Annotated in this window: 18 protein-coding genes and 1 pseudogene; 9 read left to right on the top strand and 10 right to left on the bottom strand. The window is 63.6% G+C overall.

Features of this window, described 5'->3' with window-relative positions; all coding sequences use genetic code 11:
* Positions 1-22 precede the first annotated feature (22 nt).
* The gene (locus tag BUC08_RS17470) at positions 23-3865 is read right to left on the bottom strand and encodes an amino acid adenylation domain-containing protein (RefSeq protein ID WP_051694434.1); all 3843 of its coding nucleotides are present in this window, start codon (positions 3863-3865) and stop codon (positions 23-25) included.
* Positions 3862-4065 (bottom strand): MbtH family protein, encoded by a 204-nt coding sequence (locus BUC08_RS17465; RefSeq protein ID WP_037927321.1) that lies wholly within the window; start codon positions 4063-4065, stop codon positions 3862-3864. Before BUC08_RS17465 ends, BUC08_RS17470 begins: the two co-directional genes overlap by 4 nt.
* Before the next feature lie 132 nt (positions 4066-4197).
* Here BUC08_RS17465 and BUC08_RS17460 point away from each other — a divergent pair, with 132 nt between their 5' ends.
* From BUC08_RS17460 to BUC08_RS17435, 6 genes are all read left to right on the top strand, one after another.
* Positions 4198-5523, top strand: coding sequence for an MATE family efflux transporter (locus tag BUC08_RS17460; RefSeq protein ID WP_051694437.1), 1326 nt, complete (start codon positions 4198-4200; stop codon positions 5521-5523).
* Positions 5520-6686 carry a PLP-dependent transferase gene (locus tag BUC08_RS17455; RefSeq protein WP_037927324.1) on the top strand — a complete coding sequence of 389 codons (1167 nt, stop codon included), beginning with the start codon at positions 5520-5522 and terminating at the stop codon, positions 6684-6686. The genes BUC08_RS17460 and BUC08_RS17455 overlap by 4 nt, the downstream gene beginning before the upstream one ends.
* A complete protein-coding gene (locus BUC08_RS17450; protein WP_051694439.1) occupies positions 6683-7594 on the top strand; it encodes an alpha/beta hydrolase in 912 nt (303 codons plus the stop codon). The genes BUC08_RS17455 and BUC08_RS17450 overlap by 4 nt, the downstream gene beginning before the upstream one ends.
* Positions 7595-7596: 2 nt before the next feature.
* The gene (locus BUC08_RS17445) at positions 7597-8640 is read left to right on the top strand and encodes a GNAT family N-acetyltransferase (protein ID WP_051694442.1); all 1044 of its coding nucleotides are present in this window, start codon (positions 7597-7599) and stop codon (positions 8638-8640) included.
* Positions 8637-9914 carry a lysine N(6)-hydroxylase/L-ornithine N(5)-oxygenase family protein gene (locus tag BUC08_RS17440; RefSeq protein WP_200796212.1) on the top strand — a complete coding sequence of 426 codons (1278 nt, stop codon included), beginning with the start codon at positions 8637-8639 and terminating at the stop codon, positions 9912-9914. Before BUC08_RS17445 ends, BUC08_RS17440 begins: the two co-directional genes overlap by 4 nt.
* Before the next feature lie 182 nt (positions 9915-10096).
* Positions 10097-10672, top strand: a complete 576-nt coding sequence (locus BUC08_RS17435) for a sigma-70 family RNA polymerase sigma factor (RefSeq protein WP_081855404.1) — start codon at positions 10097-10099, stop codon at positions 10670-10672.
* Positions 10673-10704: 32 nt separating this feature from the next.
* Here BUC08_RS17435 and BUC08_RS17430 read toward each other — a convergent pair whose 3' ends face one another.
* The 5 genes from BUC08_RS17430 to BUC08_RS17410 all read right to left on the bottom strand — a co-directional run bounded on the left by BUC08_RS17430 (position 10705) and on the right by BUC08_RS17410 (position 17349).
* Entirely contained in the window at positions 10705-13209 is a 2505-nt protein-coding gene (locus tag BUC08_RS17430) for a cation:proton antiporter (RefSeq protein ID WP_037927326.1), read from the bottom strand.
* A 268-nt stretch (positions 13210-13477) separates the two neighbouring features.
* Positions 13478-14512, bottom strand: coding sequence for an extracellular solute-binding protein (locus BUC08_RS17425; RefSeq protein WP_037927330.1), 1035 nt, complete (start codon positions 14510-14512; stop codon positions 13478-13480).
* A gap of 45 nt (positions 14513-14557) precedes the next feature.
* Positions 14558-15361 (bottom strand): ABC transporter permease, encoded by an 804-nt coding sequence (locus BUC08_RS17420; protein WP_037927332.1) that lies wholly within the window; start codon positions 15359-15361, stop codon positions 14558-14560.
* The gene (locus BUC08_RS17415) at positions 15354-16283 is read right to left on the bottom strand and encodes an ABC transporter permease (RefSeq protein ID WP_037927335.1); all 930 of its coding nucleotides are present in this window, start codon (positions 16281-16283) and stop codon (positions 15354-15356) included. The genes BUC08_RS17420 and BUC08_RS17415 overlap by 8 nt, the downstream gene beginning before the upstream one ends.
* On the bottom strand, positions 16273-17349 hold the full coding sequence (locus BUC08_RS17410; protein ID WP_037927337.1) for an ABC transporter ATP-binding protein: 1077 nt from the start codon (positions 17347-17349) through the stop codon (positions 16273-16275). Before BUC08_RS17410 ends, BUC08_RS17415 begins: the two co-directional genes overlap by 11 nt.
* Positions 17350-17452: 103 nt before the next feature.
* On the opposite strand from BUC08_RS17410, the gene BUC08_RS17405 reads away from it, so the two are divergent.
* The 3 genes from BUC08_RS17405 to BUC08_RS17395 are packed head-to-tail and all read left to right on the top strand — an operon-like array spanning position 17453 to position 20245.
* On the top strand, positions 17453-18130 hold the full coding sequence (locus BUC08_RS17405) for a TetR/AcrR family transcriptional regulator (protein ID WP_051694446.1): 678 nt from the start codon (positions 17453-17455) through the stop codon (positions 18128-18130).
* Positions 18127-19776: an amidohydrolase gene (locus BUC08_RS17400; protein ID WP_037927340.1), complete on the top strand. Its 1650-nt coding sequence runs from the start codon at positions 18127-18129 to the stop codon at positions 19774-19776. Before BUC08_RS17405 ends, BUC08_RS17400 begins: the two co-directional genes overlap by 4 nt.
* Positions 19766-20245 carry a DUF3237 domain-containing protein gene (locus BUC08_RS17395; RefSeq protein ID WP_051694448.1) on the top strand — a complete coding sequence of 160 codons (480 nt, stop codon included), beginning with the start codon at positions 19766-19768 and terminating at the stop codon, positions 20243-20245. Before BUC08_RS17400 ends, BUC08_RS17395 begins: the two co-directional genes overlap by 11 nt.
* Before the next feature lie 45 nt (positions 20246-20290).
* On the opposite strand, the gene BUC08_RS17390 is transcribed toward BUC08_RS17395, so the two are convergent.
* From BUC08_RS17390 to BUC08_RS17380, 3 genes and pseudogenes are all read right to left on the bottom strand, one after another.
* Complete coding sequence (locus BUC08_RS17390) at positions 20291-20971, bottom strand: GntR family transcriptional regulator (protein WP_051694451.1); 681 nt, start codon at positions 20969-20971, stop codon at positions 20291-20293.
* 152 nt (positions 20972-21123) lie between these two features.
* Positions 21124-21885 (bottom strand): SDR family NAD(P)-dependent oxidoreductase, encoded by a 762-nt coding sequence (locus BUC08_RS17385; RefSeq protein ID WP_037927343.1) that lies wholly within the window; start codon positions 21883-21885, stop codon positions 21124-21126.
* 71 nt (positions 21886-21956) lie between these two features.
* A pseudogene (locus tag BUC08_RS17380) lies at positions 21957-22360 on the bottom strand (glutamine synthetase family protein); the annotation flags it as partial.

Genomic DNA, 22360 nt, shown 5'->3' with positions numbered 1-22360 from the left:
GTCACCCCGCCAGACCGCTAGGCTAACCCATCGCAAAGGCCGCATTCAGCCGTGCGCGAAAGCGGTCGTGGAACGCCGGATCACCGATAATGTGCAAGTGGTTCGTGCCGCTTACAATCTCGGCGGGCGTGGCGCGCGCCGACCATTTGCGCCAGTCCATCAGGTTCAGCCCGCGGCTGAGGCTGTCGCCCGCGCTGAAGGACGCCACGGGCACATCAAGTGGTGTCAGCCTGTGCTGGCGGAACACCAGCGCATTGTCGATCAGCACCCAAAAGGTGTGCTCGCGGCTGGAAATGTCCGGCCCGTCAAAGGGCAGGGGCGCAGTCTCGTTGCCGATGAACCGCAGGAATTGCGCATAGCATTCGGCGTCCATCGCGCCAATCAGCTGGTCCCATTGCGCGCGCATCTGCGTGCGGGCCAGCCATGCGGTCAGGTCGGCCTCAAGCTGCGCGCGTTCGCCGGGGGCAAAGACCGGTGCGACGCCGGGGGTGAAATCGCTGCCCAGATCGCAGACATCGACCATGCCCAGCATTTTCACGTCCACCTCATGTTGCAACTGCCGCGCGGCCTCCCATGCCAGCAGACCGCCCCATGACCAGCCCAGGAACGCCACCGGCGCGCCGAAGCTTTCGCGGCGGATGTGGTCGACATAATCGGCCACCACATCCGCTACCGACACATTCAACTCCTTGTTTTCGTTCAGCGAATGGCACAGAAATCCGGTGACGGGTTGATCGGGCCCAAGGTAATCGGTCAGCCGCAGATACGCGCGGGTCGAGACCAGCAGACCCGGAAAGCAATACAGCCGTGGCCGGGTGCCGCCCGCGCGCAGCGCGATCGCCGCGCGCCCTGTCTGGCCGCCCTGCGAAACGCGTGTGCACAGGCCCCGCACGGTGGGTGCATCAAAGAAATCGGCAACCGTCAGCGGCACGTCGGGCCACAGTTTGCGCATCCCCGCAATCGCCCTGAGCGCCAACAGGGACGATCCGCCCATGGCAAAGAAATCATCCGTCACGCCAAGGTCGGGCAGTGTCAGAAGATCACGCCACAGCGTCAGAACCCGCTGTTCGGCGTCCGAGGCAGGGGCAACGCCCTGTGTCCGTCGGCTGCGCGTCTCGGGCAGGGGCAGGGCGGCGCGGTCAAGTTTGGCGTTGGGGTTGGTCGGCATCCTGTCCAGTACAACCACCGCCTCAGGCAGCATGTGTTTGGGCAATTTGTTTTCCAATGCGCGGCGCAGCGTGTCTTCGGCCCCCGGCGCGGGACCGGTGACATAGCCGATCAACCGCTTGGCCGCGCCGTCTTCGCGCAGCAGCACAAGCGCCTCGGTCACGTCGGGTTCCCCCAACAGCGCGGCCTCGATCTCGCCGGGTTCGATGCGATAGCCGTTGATCTTGATCTGCAAATCGACGCGCCCCACGAATTCAACCGTGCCATCCTCGCGCCAGCGTCCCTGATCGCCGGTGCGGTACAGCCGCGCGCCTGATGTGCCGTCCAGCACCGGCCCGAAGGGGTCTGGAACGAACCGGTCGGCGGTGACCTGCGGCTGCCCGACGTAACCGCGCGCGACGCCGGTGCCGCCCAGATAGATCTCGCCCACCACCCCTTGGGGGCAGGGCATCATGTCTTGGTCCAGCACATAGACCCGCCTGTCCCCCACCGCGCGGCCCAGGGGCGCATAGGTGCCCTGAAACCGCGTGCCTGCGGCCACCTTCCAGACCATCGGGGTCATGATGGTTTCGGTCGGTCCATAACCGTTGATCAGGGTCTGCGCCTTCAGGGCGCGGCTGAGCAGGTCGAATGTGGACTGCGCCAGCCCCTCGCCGCCAAAGGAATACAGCCGCATCGGCGGGGCGGTTCCGGTGTCTTCGGCCCATTCGGCCAGTTGTTGCAGATAGGTCGTGGGGATCGAGGCATTGTTGCATCCGTGTTCACGCATCGCGCCCAGGGTCTGTTCCGGCGTCCACAGCGGCCCGTCGGGCACCACGACCGACCCGCCCATCATCAGCGGCACCATCCAGCGTTCGTGCCCGCCGTCGGACGAGAAGGGCAGGAACGGCAATTCGCGGCTTTCGGCGGTCATTTCATAGACGCGCGCGGTGGTCTGGTTGTGGTGCGACAGGGGGCCATGCTCCACAGCCACGCCCTTGGGTTTGCCGGTAGAGCCCGAGGTATACATGACATAGGCAAGCTGCTCGGGGTGGATCGTGACCGCGGGCGCATCCGGGCGCGGTGCGTCGTCCAGATCGTCCAGACAGATGACCCGGGCCGCAAGCGCATCGGGCAGACGGTCGCGGAATTGGCTGCGGGTCAGAACCACGGCAACGCCCGCATCGGTCAGGATGTGATGGTTGCGGCTGCTGGGGTGGTCAGGCTCGACAGGGATATAGGCACCGCCTGCCTTGAGCACGGCAAGGATAGCCACAATCGCATCTGCGCCACGTTCGATCAGGATGGCCACGGGCGTTTCCGCCCCGACACCGGCAGCACACAACCGGTGCGCCAGCGCATTGGCGCGCCTGTCCAACGTGGCGTGGGTCAGACGATCCGCCCCGCTGATGACAGCGATCTTGTCAGGCGTGGTCAGGGCATGGGCTGCAATGATCTCATGCGTCGCCCTTGGATCGACGGGCGCGTCGTCGGGATAGGGGGCCGACAGGGCGGCCAGTTCGCTGTCATCCAGCAGGGGAATGCGCCCGACAGGCAGGTCGGGCTGGCTCAGGCCGCTGTGCAGCACCCCTGCCAGATGCCGCAAGAACCGCTCGATCAGGGCCGGTTCGAACAGGGCGGCATCAGCGTCGGCGTGCAGCACGATGCCTTGGGGCGTGCTTTGGGCGGTCAGCACCAGCTCTTCTGCGCTGGGGGGCATCGGGCGAAGATGGTGGCATATCCCCTCGGGCAGGTCACGATGCGCGCGCAGGTACAGTGCGACTGCCCCCAGCGGGTGCGGATCGGCATCGGCATGGGCAAGCTGGTCTTGCACCAGCGTCTCTGACGACACGGGCAGCGCGGCGTTGAGCGCGCGTGCGGTCAGGGCCACCGCGTCGCCAAAGGGCGCAGACAGGTCCGGCGACAGGCACAGCGGGCGCAGATCGGTGCAGCGCCGGTCCACCGGCTGTGGCGGCAGGGCGACAGCAAAACGCAAGGCATCCTGCGCACCGTAGCGGCGCAGAACGATGCCAAGCGCGGCTGCCATGTCGGCAGGGGCAACCGGCGCGTTGTCCGGGGCCGGCAGGGTGATCTGGCGGACGATGCGTTTGACGGCTGGCGGTTCTTGATCGGGGGCCACATAGCGGTGCGGCAGGCGCGCGATCTGGTGGCTGTTCATCAGCGTGCGCCATTGGGCACGGGTGTTCATGTCCTGAGCGTCAGAAACGGCTGCCGGCAGCGTTGCGGACGCGGGTCGCAGACCCAAGGCCACCCACAAAGCGGCCTCGATGCTTTCGAATGTCGCATCGTCCCCCAGGACGGGGTGCAGCACCACAGTCAGGATATGCCCTGCGTTGCCATCGGGCCATAAATCGGCGCAGGCGGGGTGTCCCGTCAGGTCCGGCGCGTGGGTCGCCGCATGGGCGCGCGCTTCGTCAAGAGTGCCGACCTGATGGATTGCCAGCCCCGTGTGCCCTGTGTCGTGCCGCTCGACCGCGCCACCTGCATGGGTGACGAAGACGCTGGTAAAGGCCGGATGATGGGCCAGAACATCGGTGAGGGCGGCCACCAGGTCGGCGCGGGCAAAGCGGTGGTCAAAGCCCAGTATCAACGTCTCAAAGGCAAAGGGCGCAAGCTCGCCCACATGGTCATGGGCATAGATGCGCCGTTCAAGCGGGGTCAGCGGCAGGACCGTGGGGGTGATGAAATCCTTGCTCATGCCAATGCCTCCTGCACGCTCAGGGGACGCATATCGGTCCACAGCGCGCCGATGCGCGCCAGACAGTCCGTGCGCAGGGCGGGGTCGCCCACGGGTGTCCAGCCCGCGGGGATGGGGTGCGTGGCACGCGTCATCGAATAGCGCCCTTCGCAATTGCGCAGCACGCGCCACAGGATCTGGGGTTCGGTGGTCAGGGTCATCTGGATTTTCCTTTCAGCTCTTTCCCTGCTGACGTTTCGGAGGCGGGAAAATTCACCGGTTCAAAAAAATTTCTGCAAAGGGTGAATTTTCCGCCCGCTGCCGCGTCCTGTGACCAAGACAAGGAGAAACGCATGGCCGACAGCGATCTGTCCGATCCCGACCTGTACCGCCTGATGTGGCGGCTGGGCCTGCCCGCGATGGCGGGGCTGTCGCTGAATGCGTTGCATCAGGCGGTGGATGCGGCCTTTGTCGGGCGTCTGGGATCGGACGCGCTGGCGGCCCTTGTGGTGCTGGCACCGCTTGCCGGGCTGGTTGCGGCGGCGGGCATCGGGCTGGGCATAGGGGCTGCCAGTGCGACGGCCAGATCATTGGGCGCAGGGCGGCCGGATCAGGCGCGCGCCGTTGCGGGTCTGTCGATGACGGCCGCGCTGGTGCTGGCGGTCTGTGCTGTCGGCGGGCTGTGGAGCTTTGGCGAAGGGGTGTTGCACCTGTTGGGCGCACGTGGCGCATTGCTGGCAACGGCGCGGCCCTACCTGCTGATACAGGCCCTGACCATCGGCTGTGCGATCCTGCAGATCCTGTGCGATTTCCTGGCCATCGGGCGCGGCAATGCAGCCTTCAGCCTGAAAACACTGGGCCTTTGTTTTGGTCTGAACATCCTCCTTGATCCTTTGTTCATCTTTGGTCTGAACCTTGGCTTGGCGGGGGCGGCGTGGGCGACGCTGTGCGCGCAGGGCGTCACCCTGTGCGTCTGGGCGTGGCATTTTCACACCCCGCGCGGTCGCCCGACCCTTGGCCCGCTGCGCCTGTTGGCGCCGGTGCTGCGCGTCGGGTTGCCCGAGGCGGTGGCGGTCGCGGTCACAACGATAAGCCTGATGGCGCTGCTGCGCATCGCCACCGCGTTCGGCGGTGCGGATGAGGTGGCAGCCTTGGGGCTCGCGCTGCGTCTGGTCTTTGTCGTGATGCTGCCGCTGGAAGGGTTTGCCATTGGCGTTCAGCCGATCCTGTCCCACGCGCATGGCCGCGCCAATGCCGCGCGTTTCGCGGCCACCCTGCGCAGGATTCTGTGCATGTGCGGCGCGATTACCGCAGCGCTTTCCATACTGTTCAGTATGGGTGCGCGCCCGTTGGTGCGCCTGTTCGTGGTTGATCCTGACACCGTCGCACAGGCCGCCGAGATGCTGTCATATCTGGCCCTGTCTCTGCCTGCGGTTGCGCTGCGCCTGTGTGCACAGATCAGCCTGCAAGCCACTGTGCAGCCACGGATGGCGACGCTTTTGGGTCTTGCGCCGATGGGCTGGCTGCTGTGGCCGTCGATGGCGCTGCTGGTGCCGCTGTTCGGCCCCGTCGGTATCGCCATATCCGTTCTTGTTGCGGCCTGGCTGGCCGCCTTTCTGGCGCTGGTCCCGATCCGTGCCGCCCTTTTCCCCCTCTCACCCACCGGAGCCTCTGTATGACGCGAACACCCCCCACACCCGATCTGATTTCACCGAGCCGTCCCGTGCCCCATGACGCCAGCGCCACGCCGATCTTTCAAAGCAGTTCGTTCCTGTTCGACAGCTATGCCCAGATCGAGGATGTCTTTGCCGGACGCTCTGACAGGTTCATCTATTCGCGCGGCGACAACCCGACAGTCTGCGAACTGGAAGACCTGATTGCGCGGCTGGAAGGTGGCGAAGCGGCACGCGGGTTTTCGTCGGGGATGGCGGCGATTTGCGGCGCGGTGCTGCCTTTTGTACAGGCCGGTGACCGCATCGTTGCGGTCGAGCATTTGTATTCAGACGCGTTCCGCCTGTTCGAAACGGTGCTGGCGCGGTTCGGGGTTGAAACGGTTTACATCGACGGCACCGACACGCAGGCGATGGTTGACGCCTTGGCGGGCGCGCGACTGGTCTATCTGGAAAGCCCGACCTCGTGGACCTTTCGTCTGCAAGACCTGCGGGCCATCGCGACCGAGGCGCGGCGGCTTGGGGTGGTTTCGGTGATCGACAACAGCTGGGCCACACCCCTGTACCAGCGCCCGCATGATCTGGGCGTCGATCTGGTGGTGCATGCGGCGTCGAAATACCTGTCGGGCCACAGCGACACGCTGGGCGGGCTGGTCACGGGATCGCGCGAGATGATCCAGGCCATCGACCATGAGGCCACCCACCTGTTCGGCGGACGGATGTCCCCGATGGATGCGTTTCTGGTGCTGCGCGGGATGCGCACGCTGGATATGCGGATGGCACGCCATATGCAGACCGGTCTGGAGCTGGCGCGCGGGCTGGCGGACCATCCGCAGGTCACAGCCGTGCATCATCCCGGATTGCTGGCGACCCGCCCCGAGGGGCTCAGCGGTTTTGGCGGGTTGTTTGCCTTTGATCTGGCGGCGGGCCTGGATGTGGCGCGCTTTTGCGATGCGCTGCGCACCATCCGTATCGGGGTCAGCTGGGGCGGACCCGAAAGCCTGATCGTACCGGGGCAGGCGGCCTGCGGATTGGCGGGGGCGGCAAATGTGTTCCAACGCTTTGGCGTCAGCCCGCGCACCATCCGGTTGGCGGCGGGGCTGGAACCTGCGGCATTGCTGATGGACGACCTGCGCACGGCCTTGCACGCGGCAGCAGAGGCTGCAGCATGATGCGTGATGTTGTGGCGCAGGGCATGGCCGACAGTGGCGGCACCCGTTGGTTCGACCTGAAAGACAGCCAGACCGGCGACATTCGGCGTGTGTTCCTGTGGGTGCCGCCCGGCGAAGCCCCCGCCGATGGGTGGCCCGCGCTGTGGCTGCTGGATGGCAATGCGGTGATCGGCACGGCCGTTGATGTGATGCGCGCCCAGGCGTTCTGGCCCACGGGCACCAACCTGGGCTGGGGCGTGCTGATCGCGGTGGGTTATCCGACTGACGCGGCTTACGATTCCTTTCGCCGCAGCTGGGATCTGGGGCCGCCGCCGGGTCAAAGCTATCCGCCCTTTGCCGCCGATGGACCAAGGGTCAGGACCGGCGGCGGCGCGGAAATGGCGCGGTTCCTGCTGGAAGACGTGCGCGGCTTTCTGGCCGGTCAGGTTGCGCTTGATCCGGCGCGGCAATCGTTGTTCGGCCATTCCTTTGGCGGTCTGTTCGCCTTGTGGCTGATGTTCACCCGTCCCGATGCCTTTGCCAACTGGATTGCAGCCAGCCCGGCGATCACGTGGGAAGACAGCTTTTTGCTGCAACACCTGGATCGTTTCGACGCGGGATCACACCGGCTGCGGGTGCATCTTTCAGCGGGGGAATGGGAGGGCGATGCGTTGGCACCGTTTCAGGCCGGCGGACCCGAAGCTGCCGAGAGGCGCGCGGAAAAGGCCAGGGCCCGCACCGTCGCCGCCGCGCAGGAGATGGCGACGGCCCTGTCGGCGCGCGGGGTTGCGACCCGGTTCGAAATCTATCCCGACGAGACGCATATGTCGGTGCTGCCGGTGGCGGTGAACCGCGCGCTTCGATGGGCTTTTGCCCTTGCTGACACGCAGGCCCGGCCTGCGTCACCACAGATCAAAGAAAGGACGTGAATGTGGCTTTTGATATGCCTTTGACAGACCGCCCCGTGGCGCAGCGTGGCAAAGATCATGTACAGATTGGGGCGGATCTTGTACTGCTTCTCAGCGATGCAGGTGATGGCAGGCTGGGCCTGAGGGCGACGCCGGATCTGACCGTCGCACAGGCGCTCGCGGCTTTCGAGACGCTCAGCGCAGAGGGCGGCGAGGTGGCCATCCGGCTGGACGGCGCGGACTGGGCGGGCTTGCTGCCTCGGCTTGCGTTGATGGGCGTCGCAACAGCCGTTGGCACGGCGCATTGGGTGCTGCCGGTGGCGTTCTGGCAGGTGCCCGACCGCTGGATCATGCATCCGACACCCCCTTGGCCGACGCTGTGGCGCACCGGCCCCAACGGACGCCACCCCGTGCGCCCGCCCAAACCTGCAGGGCCCCTGTACCGCCGCTATATTCCATGGCTCGGCCAGCACATTGAACTGCGCGCGGCCTGTATCGACGATCTGGCCACCTTTCACCGCTGGCAGAACGACCCGCGCGTCGCTGCATTCTTTGAAGAGGCGGGCACGCTGGAGGCGCACCGCGACACCCTGCAAACCCTGATCGCAGACCCGCATATCCTGCCGGTGATCGGCAGCCTGGACGGGCGTGATTTTGGCTATTTCGAGCTGTATTGGGCGCGTGAAAACCGGATTGGCGGCGTCTATGACGCCGATCCGTGGGATCGCGGCTGGCACGTGCTGATCGGCGAGGATGACATGCGCGGCGCGGATTATGTCACCGCGTGGATGCCGTCGCTGATGCACTACATGTTTCTGGCCGAACCGCGCACGCAGGCCCTGATGGGCGAGCCGAAGGCAAGCCACTTGAAACAGCTCAGGAACTTGGGGCGCGGCGGCTTTGCCCATGTGCGCGATTTCGATTTTTCCCACAAACGCGCAACGCTGGTGCGGTTGGAACGCCAGCATTTTTTCGAATCCCGCATCTGGGCACGACCCGACACCGGGCAGGGCACGCCGCTGGCCCTGTCGCTGACAAACATGCTTGGCACAGGAGAAAACCGATGAATGATATGAATGCGCAACCGCTGGATGTGATCGGCATCGGCTTTGGCCCCTCGAACCTTGCGCTGGCGGTGGCCTTGCACGAACGCGGCAGCCGCTTGCGCGCAGGGTTTCTTGAGGCAAAACCGGCCTTTGCCTGGCATCCGGACATGATGCTGGCGGGCACCGATATGCAGGTGTCTTTCCTGAAAGACCTGGTGTCCCTGCGCAATCCGCGCAGCGGGTTTTCGTTTCTCAGCTATCTGCATGCCAAGGGACGCCTGTCGCGCTTTATCAACCGCAAGACGTTTTTCCCCAGCCGGGAAGAGTTCAACGACTATCTGGGCTGGATCGCGGGCCAGTTTTCCAATTGCCATTACGACAGCCGGGTCACCGCCATCGAACCGGTGCAAAAGGGAGACCGGGTGACCCATCTGGCGGTGCACAGCCAAGGCGCGGACGGCAGGCAGACGCGCCATATGGCCCGCAACGTGGTGCTGGCACCGGGCGGCAAGCCGCATTGGCCCGAGGTTTTCGCGCCCTTGCGGGACAGCGGCCGGGTGTTCCACACAAATGACTATCTTTCGCAGGTCGTGCCCCGGTTGAAGCCGGGCCAGCGCATTGCCGTGATTGGCGCAGGCCAAAGCGCCGCCGAAGTCTTTGCCGATCTTGCAGCCCGCCCCGAACAGCCACGGGTCGACATGATCCTGCGCGGCAGGGCCATCAAGCCATCGGATGACACGCCCTTTGTGAACGAGATCTTTGATCCCGCACAAACGGACCGGTTCCACGGTTTGCCGGAAAAGGCGCGGGCGCAGACCCTGCACAGCCTTGCGGCCACAAACTATGCGGTGACCGATGCGGACCTGATCGAACAGATCTACGAAACGCTTTATGCCCAGGACGTGCGCGGGGAAGACCGTCTGGGCCTGTTGGCGGAGACGCAGGTGCAAGAGGCGCAACAGGCGGGTGCGCAGGTCGGGTTGCACTTGTCAGGGCCGTCCGGGTCGCAGGTCGCGGCTTACGACCTTGTGGTTCTGGGTACAGGGTACCGCCGCGCGCTGGACCAGTCGGTTCTGTCAGACCTGATCCCGTGGCAGGCCGCGTCAGCGCCGGATCGTGACTATCGTTTGCCGATGAAGGACAGGTTCGAGCCGGGCATTTTCGTTCAGGGCTTTAGCGAGCCGACACACGGGCTAAGCGACACTTTGCTGTCGGTTCTGGCGCTGCGGTCGGACGAGATTGCGCAACAGCTTGAAACCCTGCACGGATCTGCCTCTGCCATTGCGGCCGAATAAGCTGTTGTTCCGCCCCTGTGTCGTGCAGGGGTGGAAAATACACGTATTTGGCGAAAAATTGCCCGCACCGACGGCCTGGCAGGTTGTGGTGCCCTTGGGTTGGGCGTAAAGGGGTCACAGGTCCACTCAGCTTGTGCGCTAGGCAGACATTTTGTCCTGTCCTTCCCATTCAAGCGCTAAAGATGGCTAAATCATCAGAACCTGTCCCCGCTGGCTGTGCTTTGACACGGCAAAAACTGCTGCGTCATTTGATTGACGAGCGTGAAATGCTGTTGTGCGATGCGATGCGCATTATCGGCAATCGCGACCGCGCCGAAGATGTGGTCCAGGATGCGGCCATGCGCTGTCTCAGCAGCAAGGCCATTGGCACAGAGATCGCCAGCCCGCGCGGTTTCCTGCGCCGGATCGTGCGCAATCTGGCGCTGGATCATCGCCGCCGCGAGATCAGCGAACGGATCACGCCGCTTGAACTGGATGATGATCTGTTATGCGACAGACCCACGGCCGAAACGCAGTTGCAGGACAGACAGCGGCTTGGTCGGCTGGCCAAAGGTCTGAGCGCATTGCCCGCGCGCGAGGCTGACATCATTTTCGCGCATCGCCTGAGGGTCGAAAGCCAAAAGGATATTGCGCGGCGCTATGGGCTGTCACCTGCCAGGATAAACGGGATCATTGCACATACGCAGGCCAGGCTGGCGGTCTATGTGGATGCGTCCGATCACAAGGACATGGCCGGGCAGGTCGATGACAAGAGGTGACCCTAGGTTCTGACCGCCTGCAATCAGATACCCTACGGGTCGGTGGACTGAAGACCAGCAAGCGTAACCCCGCGTTTTTCGCCGCTGGCAAGCACGGCTTTGCGCACGGTTTCGCTTTGATCCAGCAGGCGGCGAAAGCGCGCCTCGTCCAGCACAAGAAGCGTCGAGGGCGCGATTGCCCGTACTTCGGCGCGGCGGGTCTTGTTCATCAGGATCGCCAACTGGCCGAACATCTCGCCACGTCCCAGCCGCAGGGTTTTTCCTGCGCTCTCCAGTTCGACGGCGCCCGAGGCAATAAAGAACACGCTTTTCGCCGTGCTATCCTTGAGGATGATGGCATCCCCGGCGTTGACATAGCGGGTCTGGAGGGCGCGGCCCAACCGTTTCAGCGCCGTTTCGTCAAAATCTGCGAACAGTGGAAATTGTTTGACGAGTTCCTCACGCTGGAGCGCGATATCGAGGCGCGGGCGATCTTCCGCCGCGGCGCGCCGTGCCGCCAGTGACTGCATAAGCGCGGTGTAGACCTCGGCCCCGATCAGCCCGTCTTCGCGCATCGCCATGTATTCGCGTTCCTCAAAGCGCAACGCGGTGCGACGGATAATGCGACGTTCCAGCTTCTCGGCATAGCCGGGATATTGCAGGCGCAGTCCCTCAAGCGCGGTTTCCACAGCTTCGATCCGGCGCGACAGCAGTTCGTGCAAAAGGTCGGCCACCCGCCGCCCATGGATGCGGACGATGCGATTGTCGATGAACAGGCTAAGGTCGCGCAGGATCAGCCGCTGCGACAACAAAAGCTCGAACCTGTCTGCGGTCATTCGGCCCAGCGGTGCAGGAAGGCGCAGCCGATTGCGCAGCATCACGGCCAATCGGAACACTTTGCCATAAGCCACGCTGCGACGGGCGGCGAGTTGGTATCCACTGCGTCCGCCCGCCTGCGCCCCTTCGATAAGACGGTCGGCATCCGACAGAACCTGCTCTGCCATCCGGGCGGTGATCGTGCGCTCGCGCACCCGCGCCAGAATGGTGTCACGTTCATGACCGGCAAGCGCAATCAGCCCCAGCGTGATCCGGTCGCGATCCAGAATCCCGACGCTGTCCTCGGCGGCTTTGACGGTTTCGTCCAGTCGTTCGCCGAACTGCTTGGCCTCGGAGCGAACGATGTCGCGCGTCAGTTCGTAGTTTTCGGTGGCGCGTGCGACGTCCTCGCGCACGGTTTGCAGCGCAACCGCCACGACCTGCCGCGACAGCGCCTCGTCGATGGGGGAGAGCCGGTCAAGGCCGAGCCAGCCGATCACGGACCGCAACGTCGTACCCTGCACCACGAGTGTGAACAGCGTGAAACCGGTGGCCAGGATGCCCACCACCCGTTTGACTTCAAGCGGTACGCGGAGGCTTTCGGTGACGGCCAGCGCAAGCGCCAGCGTAACCGCGCCCCGAAGGCCACCCCAGAGGATGGCGGCGCGGTAGGGCCTTTCGATGGCGGGCGAGATCCGCAAGGAGGTCAGAAGCGGCAGCAATCCGAACAAGATCAGCGCCCGTGCCGCGATGGCGGCCACGATCACCACGCCGATCAGGGCAAAGTCTGTAACGCGGACCCCTTCCAGAAGGCGCGGGATCAGAAGGGCGGCAAGAATAAAGATCAACGCCCCCGCCCAATGGGCCAGGACACCCCAAAGCTCGCGCAGATTTGCCCAGGCCTGCGGCGGCAATCGCCCCGGCCCGGTCAGGTTCAGCGTCAGCCCCGCGGTGACGACCGCGATCACCCCTGACGCCCCTATACTCTGCTCTGCGCCGATATAGACCAGATACGGCAGTGCCACCGAGATCGAGATTTGCGCAAGTTCATGGCCGTTGAAAAACGCCATGATCCCGACCGCGAGCCGTGCGGCCAGCCAGCCTGTCAGTGCGCCACCGGCGATCAGCATCGGAAAACGCATCAGCGCGTCGCTGAGGTTCGGGTCGGGCACGCCCAGCATCACGAAGCCGATGAAGAGGCCAAAGAGCGCGATGGCGGCCGCGTCATTCAAAAGGCTCTCACCCTCGATGATCCGCGCCAGACGACGCGGTGCCGAGATCGAACGAAAGATAGAGACAACCGCCGATGGGTCAGTGGTCGATACGATCGCCCCGATCAGAAGACAGGCCGCCAGCGGCAGCGAACTGGCCCATGAAAGCGCATAGCCCACGGTCAGCGTGGCCACCACCACAGCGACGACAGCCAGAACAAGGATCGGGACCCAGTCGTCAAGCATTCGGCGCAGGTTCATCCCCAGCGTCGCCTGGAACAGCAACGTCGGCAGGAAGACATAAAGGAAGACGTTGGACCGGATCGGCAGCCCCAGGATCGCCTCGGCGATGGGATTCAGCGCGTCCGTCAACTCGGTGCGCAGGAAGAAGATCGCGCCGCCCCCGATCAGAATGCCAAGCATGGCAAGGATCACACTGAAAGGCAGGCGCAAACGCGCCGCGAGCGGCTCTGCCACGCCGATGACGAGGAAGAGTGAAGCAATGATCGTGGTAACCAGGACTATATCCATGGCCCTGAATTAGCAGGGAAATGATGGGAGGGAAATCAATATTGGCGGCGTTTGGGCCTGCCTCGGCATAGTTCCGACGCCGTGTATGGAAATGCCTCGTTTTTAGGTGAAATTGAGCAAGGCCAGATCCGCAACACGCATGGCCCGCATGCTGTCGCAAGTCACGACAGCGCCACGTTCCGGCAATGGCTTTTTACCCCTCGCAAGCTTATTGAAACCCGGCGCATGAGAAAACCGGCGGTGGTGCACCGCCGGTTCCAGAAAGAGATCAACGTGTCAGTTCTGTCCAGATGCGGGTATAGAGGTCCTGTGCTTCCGGTGCGCAAAGGGTCTGTTCAATGGCCGCGCCTTGCAGGTCTTCGGGCACCTCCAGTTCCGGTGCGCTGATCAATGCGGGGTCCATGAACGCTTCGGACCCTGTGATGGCGTTGTTGTACATCGTGTAATTCGAGATCATCGCGGCATTTTCGGGTTCCATGACGAAATTCTGGAACAGCTTGGCATTCTCGACATTGGCCGCGTCAGCCAGGATGGCGAGGTTGTCCATCCACTTCATATAGCCGTCCTTGGGCCAGCCATAGGCAAAGCCATCGTTCAGGCCGCGCACGCGGGCGGCGGCACCGCTCCAGAAGACCGAGGCGCTCAGATCCTCGTTGATGAATTTCTCGAACGAAGGATAGTCGACCGAAGCCCAGTTTTCCTTGGCCGAAAGCAGCAGATCGCGCGCCTTGCTGAGGCTTTCGCGGTCGGTGGTGCAGGGCTCGGCGCCGATGTAGCTGAGGGTCATGTCGATCATGTCGTTCATGCTGGGCACGATATTGATGCCGCCCTTGAGCTCTTCCGGCGGGTCGAGAAAGATCGCGGCGGTGTTGATGTCGCCGTCATAGACCTTTCTGTTCACCATGACGCCGGTGGTGCCCCAGACCCAAGGCACGGTGTACTTGCGTTCGGGGTCTGTCGGGATCGATTTCCACTGGTCCGCGATGTTGTGAAAGTTCTCCATCCCGGCCGGGTTGCTTTCCATCAGCAGGCCCTGGTCGACATAGGCGGGGATGAAATAGCCGCTGACGATGATCACATCCATGCCGTGACCGCCGGCCTGAATGCGGGCGATGGCCTCTTCGTTGGCGACAAAGTCGGTCAGGGTGACTTCGACGTCATATTCCTTCGAGAATTTCTCAAGCAGGTCCGGCGGGGTGTAGAGCCCGAAGTTGTAGACGTTCAGGTTGCCTTCGGCGGTGGCGGACTGTGCCAGCAGCGTCAGCCCGGCGGCAAGCGCGGTTCCGGTGTGGGTGCGTTTCATTGAAAAGACTCCGATGTTGGATTGGGGTTGTCAGTTTCTTCTTGGTTATTGTTTGGTGCGGGTGATGACCCACGAGGCGGCGACGATAGAGATGCTGGCGAAAAGCAGCAGCGCCGAGATCGCGTAGATTTCCGATGTGAGATTGCGACGCAGTTCGCCCATCAGGTAGGTGGGCAGGGTTTCCTGTCCCGGCGATTTGACCAGGCTGCTGACCACCACGTTGTCGAGCGAGATCACAAAGGCCAGCATGAAACCGGTGAGGATGCCCGGCAGCAACAGCGGCAGCGTGACACGCCGGAAGGTGTAGAACCGGCCGGCATAGAGGTCCATCGACGCGGTCTCCAACGTCAGGTCCATGCCCGCCAGGCGGGCGCGGATCGGCAAAAAGGCAAAGGGGATGCAAAAGGTGGTATGGGCCGCGATCAGATAGCCAAGGCCCTGATAGCCGGTCACCTGCTTGACCTGTGCCAGCACCACCATGAGGGCGATGCCAAAGACGATTTCCGGAACAAGCAGCGGCTGGTTCACGATGATGACGATGCTGCCTTGTCCCTTGATCTGCCTGCCCCGTGTCACGGCCAGCGCCACCGCCGTGGCAAGGCAGGTGGACAACAGCGCCGCCGCAAGGGCCACGATCACCGAGTTCACTGCCGCGCTGCGGAACGCGGCGTTGTCCAGGGCGGCCGCGAACCAACGCAACGACAGGCCCTCCCAGCGGCCCGCGGTATCACTGCCGTTAAACGCGTTCACCACCAGGATAAGCACCGGGATGTAAAGCGCGAGGAAGGTGACGATTGCGATGGTTGCGGCACCGGGCACATGGGTGACGTCAAAGCGTTTGTTAGCCATTGGTTGCGTCTCCTTTTGCGGCGCGGCGCGCGTACCAGACCATTGCGCCAACCACGACGAGGGTCAGGGTGATCGACAGCGCGGCACCCAGGGGCCAGTTGCGGCCCTGCCCGAATTGCAGGTCGATCAGGTTGCCCCACATCATCGCGCGTCCGCCCCCCATCAGGCGCGGCGTGACATAGGCGCCAAGTGCCGGGATGAAGACCAGGATCGAACCGGCAACGATGCCTGGCCACATCAACGGCAGCACCACCCTGCGCAGGCAGTAAAGCCGCGAGGCGTGCAGGTCATAGGCGGCCTCGGCCAGGCGGAAATCGAACTTTTCGATGGCGGCATAGACCGGCAGCACCATCAACGGCAGGTAGACATAGGTCATCCCCACCAGCACGGCGCCATTGGTGAACATCATTTGAAGGGGCTCGTCTATCAGGCCCGTCGCCAGCAACAGCCGGTTCAGCGTGCCGTCGGCGCGGATCACCTCTTGGATCGCGATGGTGCGGACCAGCAGGTTGGTCCAGAACGGCACGGTGATCAGGAACATCCAATAGGCCCGCGTCGCGGGCGGTCGCGTTGCGATGAACCAGGCGGTGGGGATGCCAAAGACAAAGGTCAGGGCGGTGGTCGCCAGCGCCAGCAGGATCGACCGGGCCAGGATCGTCAGGTGCGCGGTGGCCGGAATGTAGCTGTCATCGAAAAAGTCCCGATCGAGGAACACGGCTCTCCAACCCTCAAGCGAAAACCCCCACTGGACGTTGCCGTATTGGCCGGCCTCCATGAAGGAATAGGCGACCATGACCCCCAGCGGCAGGATCGAGCAGAGGGTGATCACCGTGAGCGCGGGCAGTGCCAGCGACCAGCGTCGCCGGGTCTCGGCGCGCGCCACGGCGCTTTCGCTGGCGGCAGCGGTGGGGTTACGCGGCATTGGCAATGTCCTCTGGCAACAGGCGCAGTGCATCGACAGGCAGCGCGACCCGGAGCGGCTCTCCCTCGGCGAAGGTCGTGGTGGCGTGAGAGTTGTTGGGCGCGCGCAGGCTTAGGGTGTCGCCGTTTTCCAAGCGCAGCGTCACGTGGGTATCGGTGCCGGAAAAGACCAGCGCCTCGATCTGCCCGTCGAGCGTGACGGCATTGCCGCCGGCAGAGCCGACAACGACCTGTTCGGGGCGGATCATCACGGTGACCGGGCCGCTGGCATCCGCACCGTGTGGCAACGGCACGGGCGCTTGCCCGGACAGCGAAAGCTTGCCACCGGCAACCGTGCCAGACAGGAAATTCGCCTCGCCGATAAACTCGGCCACGAAACGGTTGGCGGGGTGATCGTACAGTGTCCGGGGGTCGGCCACCTGTTGCAGGGTTCCGCCATCCATCACCGCAATGCGGTCCGACATTGTCAGCGCCTCGTCCTGATCGTGGGTGACGAAGATGAAGGTCAGGCCCAATTCGCGTTGGAGACGTTTCAGCTCGAACTGCATCTGTTTGCGCAGCTTCAGATCCAGCGCCGAAAGCGGTTCGTCCAGCAACAGGATTCGCGGGCGTGGGGCCAGCGCCCGTGCCAGTGCCACGCGCTGCTGTTGCCCGCCGGACATCTGGCTGCTTTTGCGGTCGCGCAGGTGCGCCATCTGCACGATTTCGAGGATTTCATCTACCCGCGGGGCGATCTCTGCCGGATTGGTGCCGCGCGCCTCCAGCCCGAAGGCCACGTTCTGCGCCACCGTCATGTGCGGAAACAGCGCATAGCTTTGAAACACGGTGTTCACGGGCCGGTGGTTCGGCGGGATCGTCGCGATGTCCTTGCCGTCCAGCACCAGCTGCCCGCCACTGGGCTGCTCAAAGCCTGCGATCAGCCGCAGCAGGGTTGTCTTGCCGCAGCCCGAGGGGCCGAGCAGCGTAAAGAACTCGCCTTCCTCAATGGTGATGTCGATCGACTTCAGCGCCTGAAAAGCGCTGTCACCGGAGCCAAATTTTTTCGAAAGCGAACGTATGTCGAGCATGTGACCCTACCTTGAGAATTTCTCGAAAGTTATTGACAAAAATATTTTAGTCAATAAAAAATTTTAGTAACACAAAAAGATTGAATGCGAAAAAGAGACCCCGATGCCCAAGGATGCAGAACCCGGATTGCGTGATCGCAAGAAAGCCAGGCGGCGGGAGGGTATCATTGCGGCGACTATCGACTTGTTCGAAGAGAAAGGCGTGGATGCGACCACGATCGCGGACATCGCTGAAGCCTGCGAAGTGTCTGCGCCTACTGTTTTCAACTACTTCGGGTCCAAGGATGGCATTCTGCTTGCCATCATCGAGGAGGGCACACAGCGCAAGCGCGAGAGCGGATCGCGCCGGCCGCGCCTGGACGGGGTTCCGTTGGCCAGCATCGTGCTGGACCTGTTTTCAGAGGTCTCGCAGGAAACCCTGGATATCGCGTCGCGTCGGTTGTGGCGATATGCCGAAGCGTCGGTCATCCGGCGGCCCGATACGGACCTGTCAAAGCGATTCCGCAACACCTCGCGCCTGCTGATCGACGCCATTGTCGAGCGGCTGGAGACCTACGAGCTGCGCACGCGTTTGGGATCGCCGATGGATATCCGCTATCTTGCGACCCTGCTGCATGACCTCTGGATGCCCTGCTATCTGACCTTGATCACGGACCCGCAGACCACTCTGGCGGATCACGATGCGATGCTTTCGCAGCGGATCACGCCCTTTTTGAACCACGTCTTTGACGACAGCACGCTGGCCGCAACTTATCTGCGCCGGGCAGGAGATTCCGCATGACCCCCACACTTGTTTTCCTCAATGCCAGCGTTCTGACGATGGACCCCGAGGCACCCCGCGCAACCGCAGTTGCGGTCAGCGATGACAGGATCGTCGCTGTCGGTTCCGATGCCGAGATCGACGCGCTGGCGGGGCCTGATACGCGCAGGATCGACGCAGGCGGGCGGACGCTGTTGCCCGGTTTCGTGGAATCGCATGTGCATCTTTTCATGGGCGGTTACAACGAAACCGTGATCCGCGCCGACCGGGTCAGTGGCCTGGAAGAGCTGCGCGCGGCTGTTACGGCCTACGCGGCCGGCCATCCCGAGCAGAGCCTGCTGGTGGGGCAAGGGGCCGATTATGCGATCCTTGGACAGGATCGGTTGCTGGACCGCCATGTGCTGGATGAAATCTGCCCGGACAGGCCGCTGATGATCATGGCCTATGATTTCCACACGGCCTGGGCCAATACCCCGGCGCTTGAGGCGGCAGGCCTGCTTGACGGGCGCGAACTGCCGCGCGGCAACGCGGTGGTGATGGGCGCGGACGGCAAGGCCACGGGCGAATTGCACGAGAAACTGGCGATGCTGCCGGTGCTTGAGGTGCGCAACGTGGGCGGGCGCGAGTCGCTGGGCATGTCGGGGATCGAACCGCCGGTTCCTCCGACACAAAAAGAGCGGGCAGAAGACCGCGAAACGCTTAAGGTCGGCCTGCGCCATGCGGCGCGCCATGGCATCACGACGATGCACAACATGGACGGCAATCGGTACATGATGGAGATCCTGCGCGAGATCGAGGACGAGGGCGCGCTGATCTCGCGGCTGCGGGTGCCGTTTCACCTGACGGCGGAAATGGATCTGTCTGAACTGGACCGCGCCAGTGCCATGACGCGGGATTTCACCGGGGACACCCTGTGTTCGGGCTTCGTCAAGATTTTCCTCGACGGGGTGATCGCGAGCGGTACGGCGGCGATGCTTGAACCCTATGCCAATCGCCCGGACCATCGGGGCGACCTGCTGTTCACCCGCGAGGATTTTATCGCAGCGGCGGTAGAGATCGATAAACGCGGCATGCAGATCGCCATACATGCCATCGGGGACGCCGCCGTGCGGCTGGCCCTGGACGGCTATGAGGCGGCGGCCAAAGCCAACGGCCCGCGCGACCGTCGGCACCGGATCGAGCATGTGGAGATGTTGCACCTCGACGATCTGGGGCGTTTTGCCGAACTGGGTGTCATCGCCTCGATGCAGCCGCCGCACGCACCGGTGCGCGAGGATGAGACCACCGTGGGGATCGGTGCGGACCGGGCGGGCATGGCCTATGCCTGGCGCAGGATTGCCGACACGGGTGCGGTCGTCTCCTTTTCCTCGGACTGGCCGATTGTGCCGATCTCTCCGCTGGCGGGGATTCAGGCGGCGATGACGCGGCAGAACTGGGTCGCGGGGGGGCCGGATCAGCGGTTGTCCCTGCACGAGGTTTTGGCGGCATACACCTGCAACGGCGCATATGTGGGTTTCGCGGAAGGGCTGACCGGCACGATCCGGACCGGCATGAAGGCGGACCTTGCCCTGCTGTCAGGTGATATCGAGACAACACAGGCGGACCGGATCGGGGCGCTGGAGGTTGACCTGACACTGTTCGACGGAAAGGCTACGCATGAGCGCTGACTGTCCTGACATGACAGCATTGGGTGCGCCGCTGTCGCCGGGCCAGCCCCGCCTGACCCGCGTCTGTTCGATCCGGGCCGAGATTGGACCCGCAACCGAATTCGACACAAGCCGGGGCACGGGCAGGGCGCTGTTCCCGATCACCGGAGGCGAGGCGGTCGGCGCAGACTGGCGCGCGAAGATCCTGCCCGGCGGTGCCGATTTCGCCCGCCGCCTCGCCGATGGCACCTATGAGATCGAAGCGCGCTATTTCCTTGAGCTTGAGGACGGGACAATCCTGATGGTGCACAATGCGGGGCGTATGGTGCCACAAGCAGATGGCAGCTTTCACGGGCGCACCCGGGCAGAGATGGAGGTGTCTGCAGGCCCCCACGCGGCATTGGGCGACATGGTGCTGTTCGGAACCGCCCTTGCCCCCTCAGGCGATGATGGAAATGTCTTCATCGAACTCTGGCACGCCGAGATCTGAGGCGGGGATCAGGACCGTCTGCCCCACAATAACCCACTGAGTCCGTCAATGGCCCCGTTCCGGGTTGTGAACCGCTTCATCCGGCCTGTCGTCGAGCGTCTGCTTGAGCAGATGAACGCCATCGGCAATGTCCGCCCGGATGGCCAGCCCCAGCGCTTCGGCGTCGTTGCGCCGAATCGCCTCAAGGGTCATCTGGTGCTTGTCTACGATGTCGGATTTCTCTTCCATCTTGAAAACGCTGCGCATGAAGGGGCCGAACTGCATCCACACGCTTTCCAGCAGCGGCACCAACACCTCGGACGCGCCGGACCGGTAAAGCGTGAAGTGAAACTGGTAGTTCTGCTGCATGTACACCCCGGCGTCGCCGGTGGTGTAGCTGTGGTTCATACGCTGGTCGCAGGCTTCCATTTCCGCGATTTTTTCCGGCGTCATGAACGGCAGGGCGCGCATGGCACAGAGCGGTTCCAGCTGTCGGCGGGCCTGCATCAGCTCGTCAAAGCGGTCGCGGGTCAGCGCCGGAACGCAAAAGCGCCCGTTGCGCTGAACCTCAAGGGCGCGTTCCCCCACCAGCCGCGTGATAGCACCGCGCACAGGCATAAGGCCCACGTCCATCGTCTGGCTGATGTCGCGGGCATTAATATTCGTGCCCGGCGCAAACTGCCCCGAAATCAGCTGCTCGCGCAGCGTCTGATAGATCTGTTGGTGCAGGGTCGAGATATCGCGCATTCAGTTCTACCATTGCTTTCGTGATCCGGAGGGCTGCGCGCTATGACAGGGTCCGCGCACCCAAGATGTCCGGCAGGGGCCGGTTGGTGCCCCGAACCTAGCCAGTCAAGATGCCTTTGCCAATTCGGTCAGGCCAATGGACCCATTGGCATTCATCCGATTTGAACCTTGCTTTCCTGCAGGATGTTGCCGCCGTCCACAACCAGCAGTGATCCGTTCACATAGCTTGCCTCTTCGGAGGCGAGAAAGACAGCCGCCGCCGCGATTTCGTCAGGGCGTCCTGCACGGCCCAAGGGTGTGTGGCGCGCGGCGATCCGCTCTCCCTCGGTCGAGGCGCCGGTGTCGACCCATCCCGGCGCGACCGCGTTGACCGTGACGCCAAAGCGCCCAACCTCCAGTGCCAGCGCATGTGTCATTCCGACCATGCCTGCCTTGGCCGCGGAATAGGCTGCCTCGCCTTCGTTCGAGACAAGCGGGCCGGTCACAGAGGCGATGTTCACGATCCGCCCGATGCCGCGTTCGGTCATGTCGCCAAGAAACGCCTTGGTCACAAGGAATGCCGTCTTGAGCGTCACATCGATGCCGACATCCCAATCGGCTTCGGTGAGGGACAGAAAGCTGCGCTGAAGCGCGGGGGCGGCAACCGACCCCATGCCCGCATTGTTGACCAGCACATCGACGTGGCCGACCTCGGCCCGCAGGCGCGTGACCTCCTCCGCTTTGGTCAGGTCGGCGACATGCGACGTGATCTGGAAACCCTCGGCGCGCAACTCGTCTGCGCGGTCGTGAACCCGCGCGCTGGCACCGGCAATTGCGACCGAAAGCCCGCGTTTCGCGAGGCTTCTGGCAATTGCCACACCGATGCCGTCATGCGCACCTGCGCCGGTGACCAGGGCTGTTTTGAGTGGGGTCATGTTGTTTCACCTGTCCAGGTCAATTTCCCGTCGCAGACAGAGATTTGCGATGGGAAACCGAGGTTTGCGCGTCAGATCGTGCTGCTGAAATAGTCGAATTCTTCCGCCGTGACCTCGGCCATGAAGCGGTCGTATTCCGATTGCCGCAGCGCTAGGAACACATGTGCCATCTTCTCTCCCAGGGCTTCCCTGAGAAACGCGGAGCCTGACGCGCGGGCAATCGCAGAGGCCCAGTCCGCAGGCAGCGCATAGGCGCTGTTGGCGTCATAGGACGTCGCTTCGGCCTCTGGTTGCAACTTGTCGCGGATGCCCTCGTACATTCCGGCCAGCACGCCTGCCGCCACGAGATAGGGGTTGGCATCGACACCGGGCGTGCGGTGTTCAATGTGGCGGTTGGCCGGGTTCCCCGCGGGGACCCTGATGGCGACACTGCGGTTGTTGCGGCCCCATGTGGCGGCGGTCGGTGCATAGCTGT

The sequence above is a fragment of the Pseudosulfitobacter pseudonitzschiae genome, assembly GCF_900129395.1.
Classification (GTDB): domain Bacteria; phylum Pseudomonadota; class Alphaproteobacteria; order Rhodobacterales; family Rhodobacteraceae; genus Pseudosulfitobacter; species Pseudosulfitobacter pseudonitzschiae.
The sequence above is the reverse complement of the archived record's forward strand: the minus strand, read 5'-3'. Positions and strand labels throughout refer to the sequence as shown.

Coding starts and splice junctions, on each gene's coding strand:
- BUC08_RS17470 (WP_051694434.1), bottom strand. CDS start 3,865: ATGAGCAAGGATTTCATCACCCCCACGGTCCTGCCGCTGACCCCGCTT.
- BUC08_RS17465 (WP_037927321.1), bottom strand. CDS start 4,065: ATGACCCTGACCACCGAACCCCAGATCCTGTGGCGCGTGCTGCGCAAT.
- BUC08_RS17460 (WP_051694437.1), top strand. CDS start 4,198: ATGGCCGACAGCGATCTGTCCGATCCCGACCTGTACCGCCTGATGTGG.
- BUC08_RS17455 (WP_037927324.1), top strand. CDS start 5,520: ATGACGCGAACACCCCCCACACCCGATCTGATTTCACCGAGCCGTCCC.
- BUC08_RS17450 (WP_051694439.1), top strand. CDS start 6,683: ATGATGCGTGATGTTGTGGCGCAGGGCATGGCCGACAGTGGCGGCACC.
- BUC08_RS17440 (WP_200796212.1), top strand. CDS start 8,637: ATGAATGATATGAATGCGCAACCGCTGGATGTGATCGGCATCGGCTTT.
- BUC08_RS17435 (WP_081855404.1), top strand. CDS start 10,097: ATGGCTAAATCATCAGAACCTGTCCCCGCTGGCTGTGCTTTGACACGG.
- BUC08_RS17430 (WP_037927326.1), bottom strand. CDS start 13,209: ATGGATATAGTCCTGGTTACCACGATCATTGCTTCACTCTTCCTCGTC.
- BUC08_RS17425 (WP_037927330.1), bottom strand. CDS start 14,512: ATGAAACGCACCCACACCGGAACCGCGCTTGCCGCCGGGCTGACGCTG.
- BUC08_RS17420 (WP_037927332.1), bottom strand. CDS start 15,361: ATGGCTAACAAACGCTTTGACGTCACCCATGTGCCCGGTGCCGCAACC.
- BUC08_RS17415 (WP_037927335.1), bottom strand. CDS start 16,283: ATGCCGCGTAACCCCACCGCTGCCGCCAGCGAAAGCGCCGTGGCGCGC.
- BUC08_RS17410 (WP_037927337.1), bottom strand. CDS start 17,349: ATGCTCGACATACGTTCGCTTTCGAAAAAATTTGGCTCCGGTGACAGC.
- BUC08_RS17405 (WP_051694446.1), top strand. CDS start 17,453: ATGCCCAAGGATGCAGAACCCGGATTGCGTGATCGCAAGAAAGCCAGG.
- BUC08_RS17400 (WP_037927340.1), top strand. CDS start 18,127: ATGACCCCCACACTTGTTTTCCTCAATGCCAGCGTTCTGACGATGGAC.
- BUC08_RS17395 (WP_051694448.1), top strand. CDS start 19,766: ATGAGCGCTGACTGTCCTGACATGACAGCATTGGGTGCGCCGCTGTCG.
- BUC08_RS17390 (WP_051694451.1), bottom strand. CDS start 20,971: ATGCGCGATATCTCGACCCTGCACCAACAGATCTATCAGACGCTGCGC.
- BUC08_RS17385 (WP_037927343.1), bottom strand. CDS start 21,885: ATGACCCCACTCAAAACAGCCCTGGTCACCGGCGCAGGTGCGCATGAC.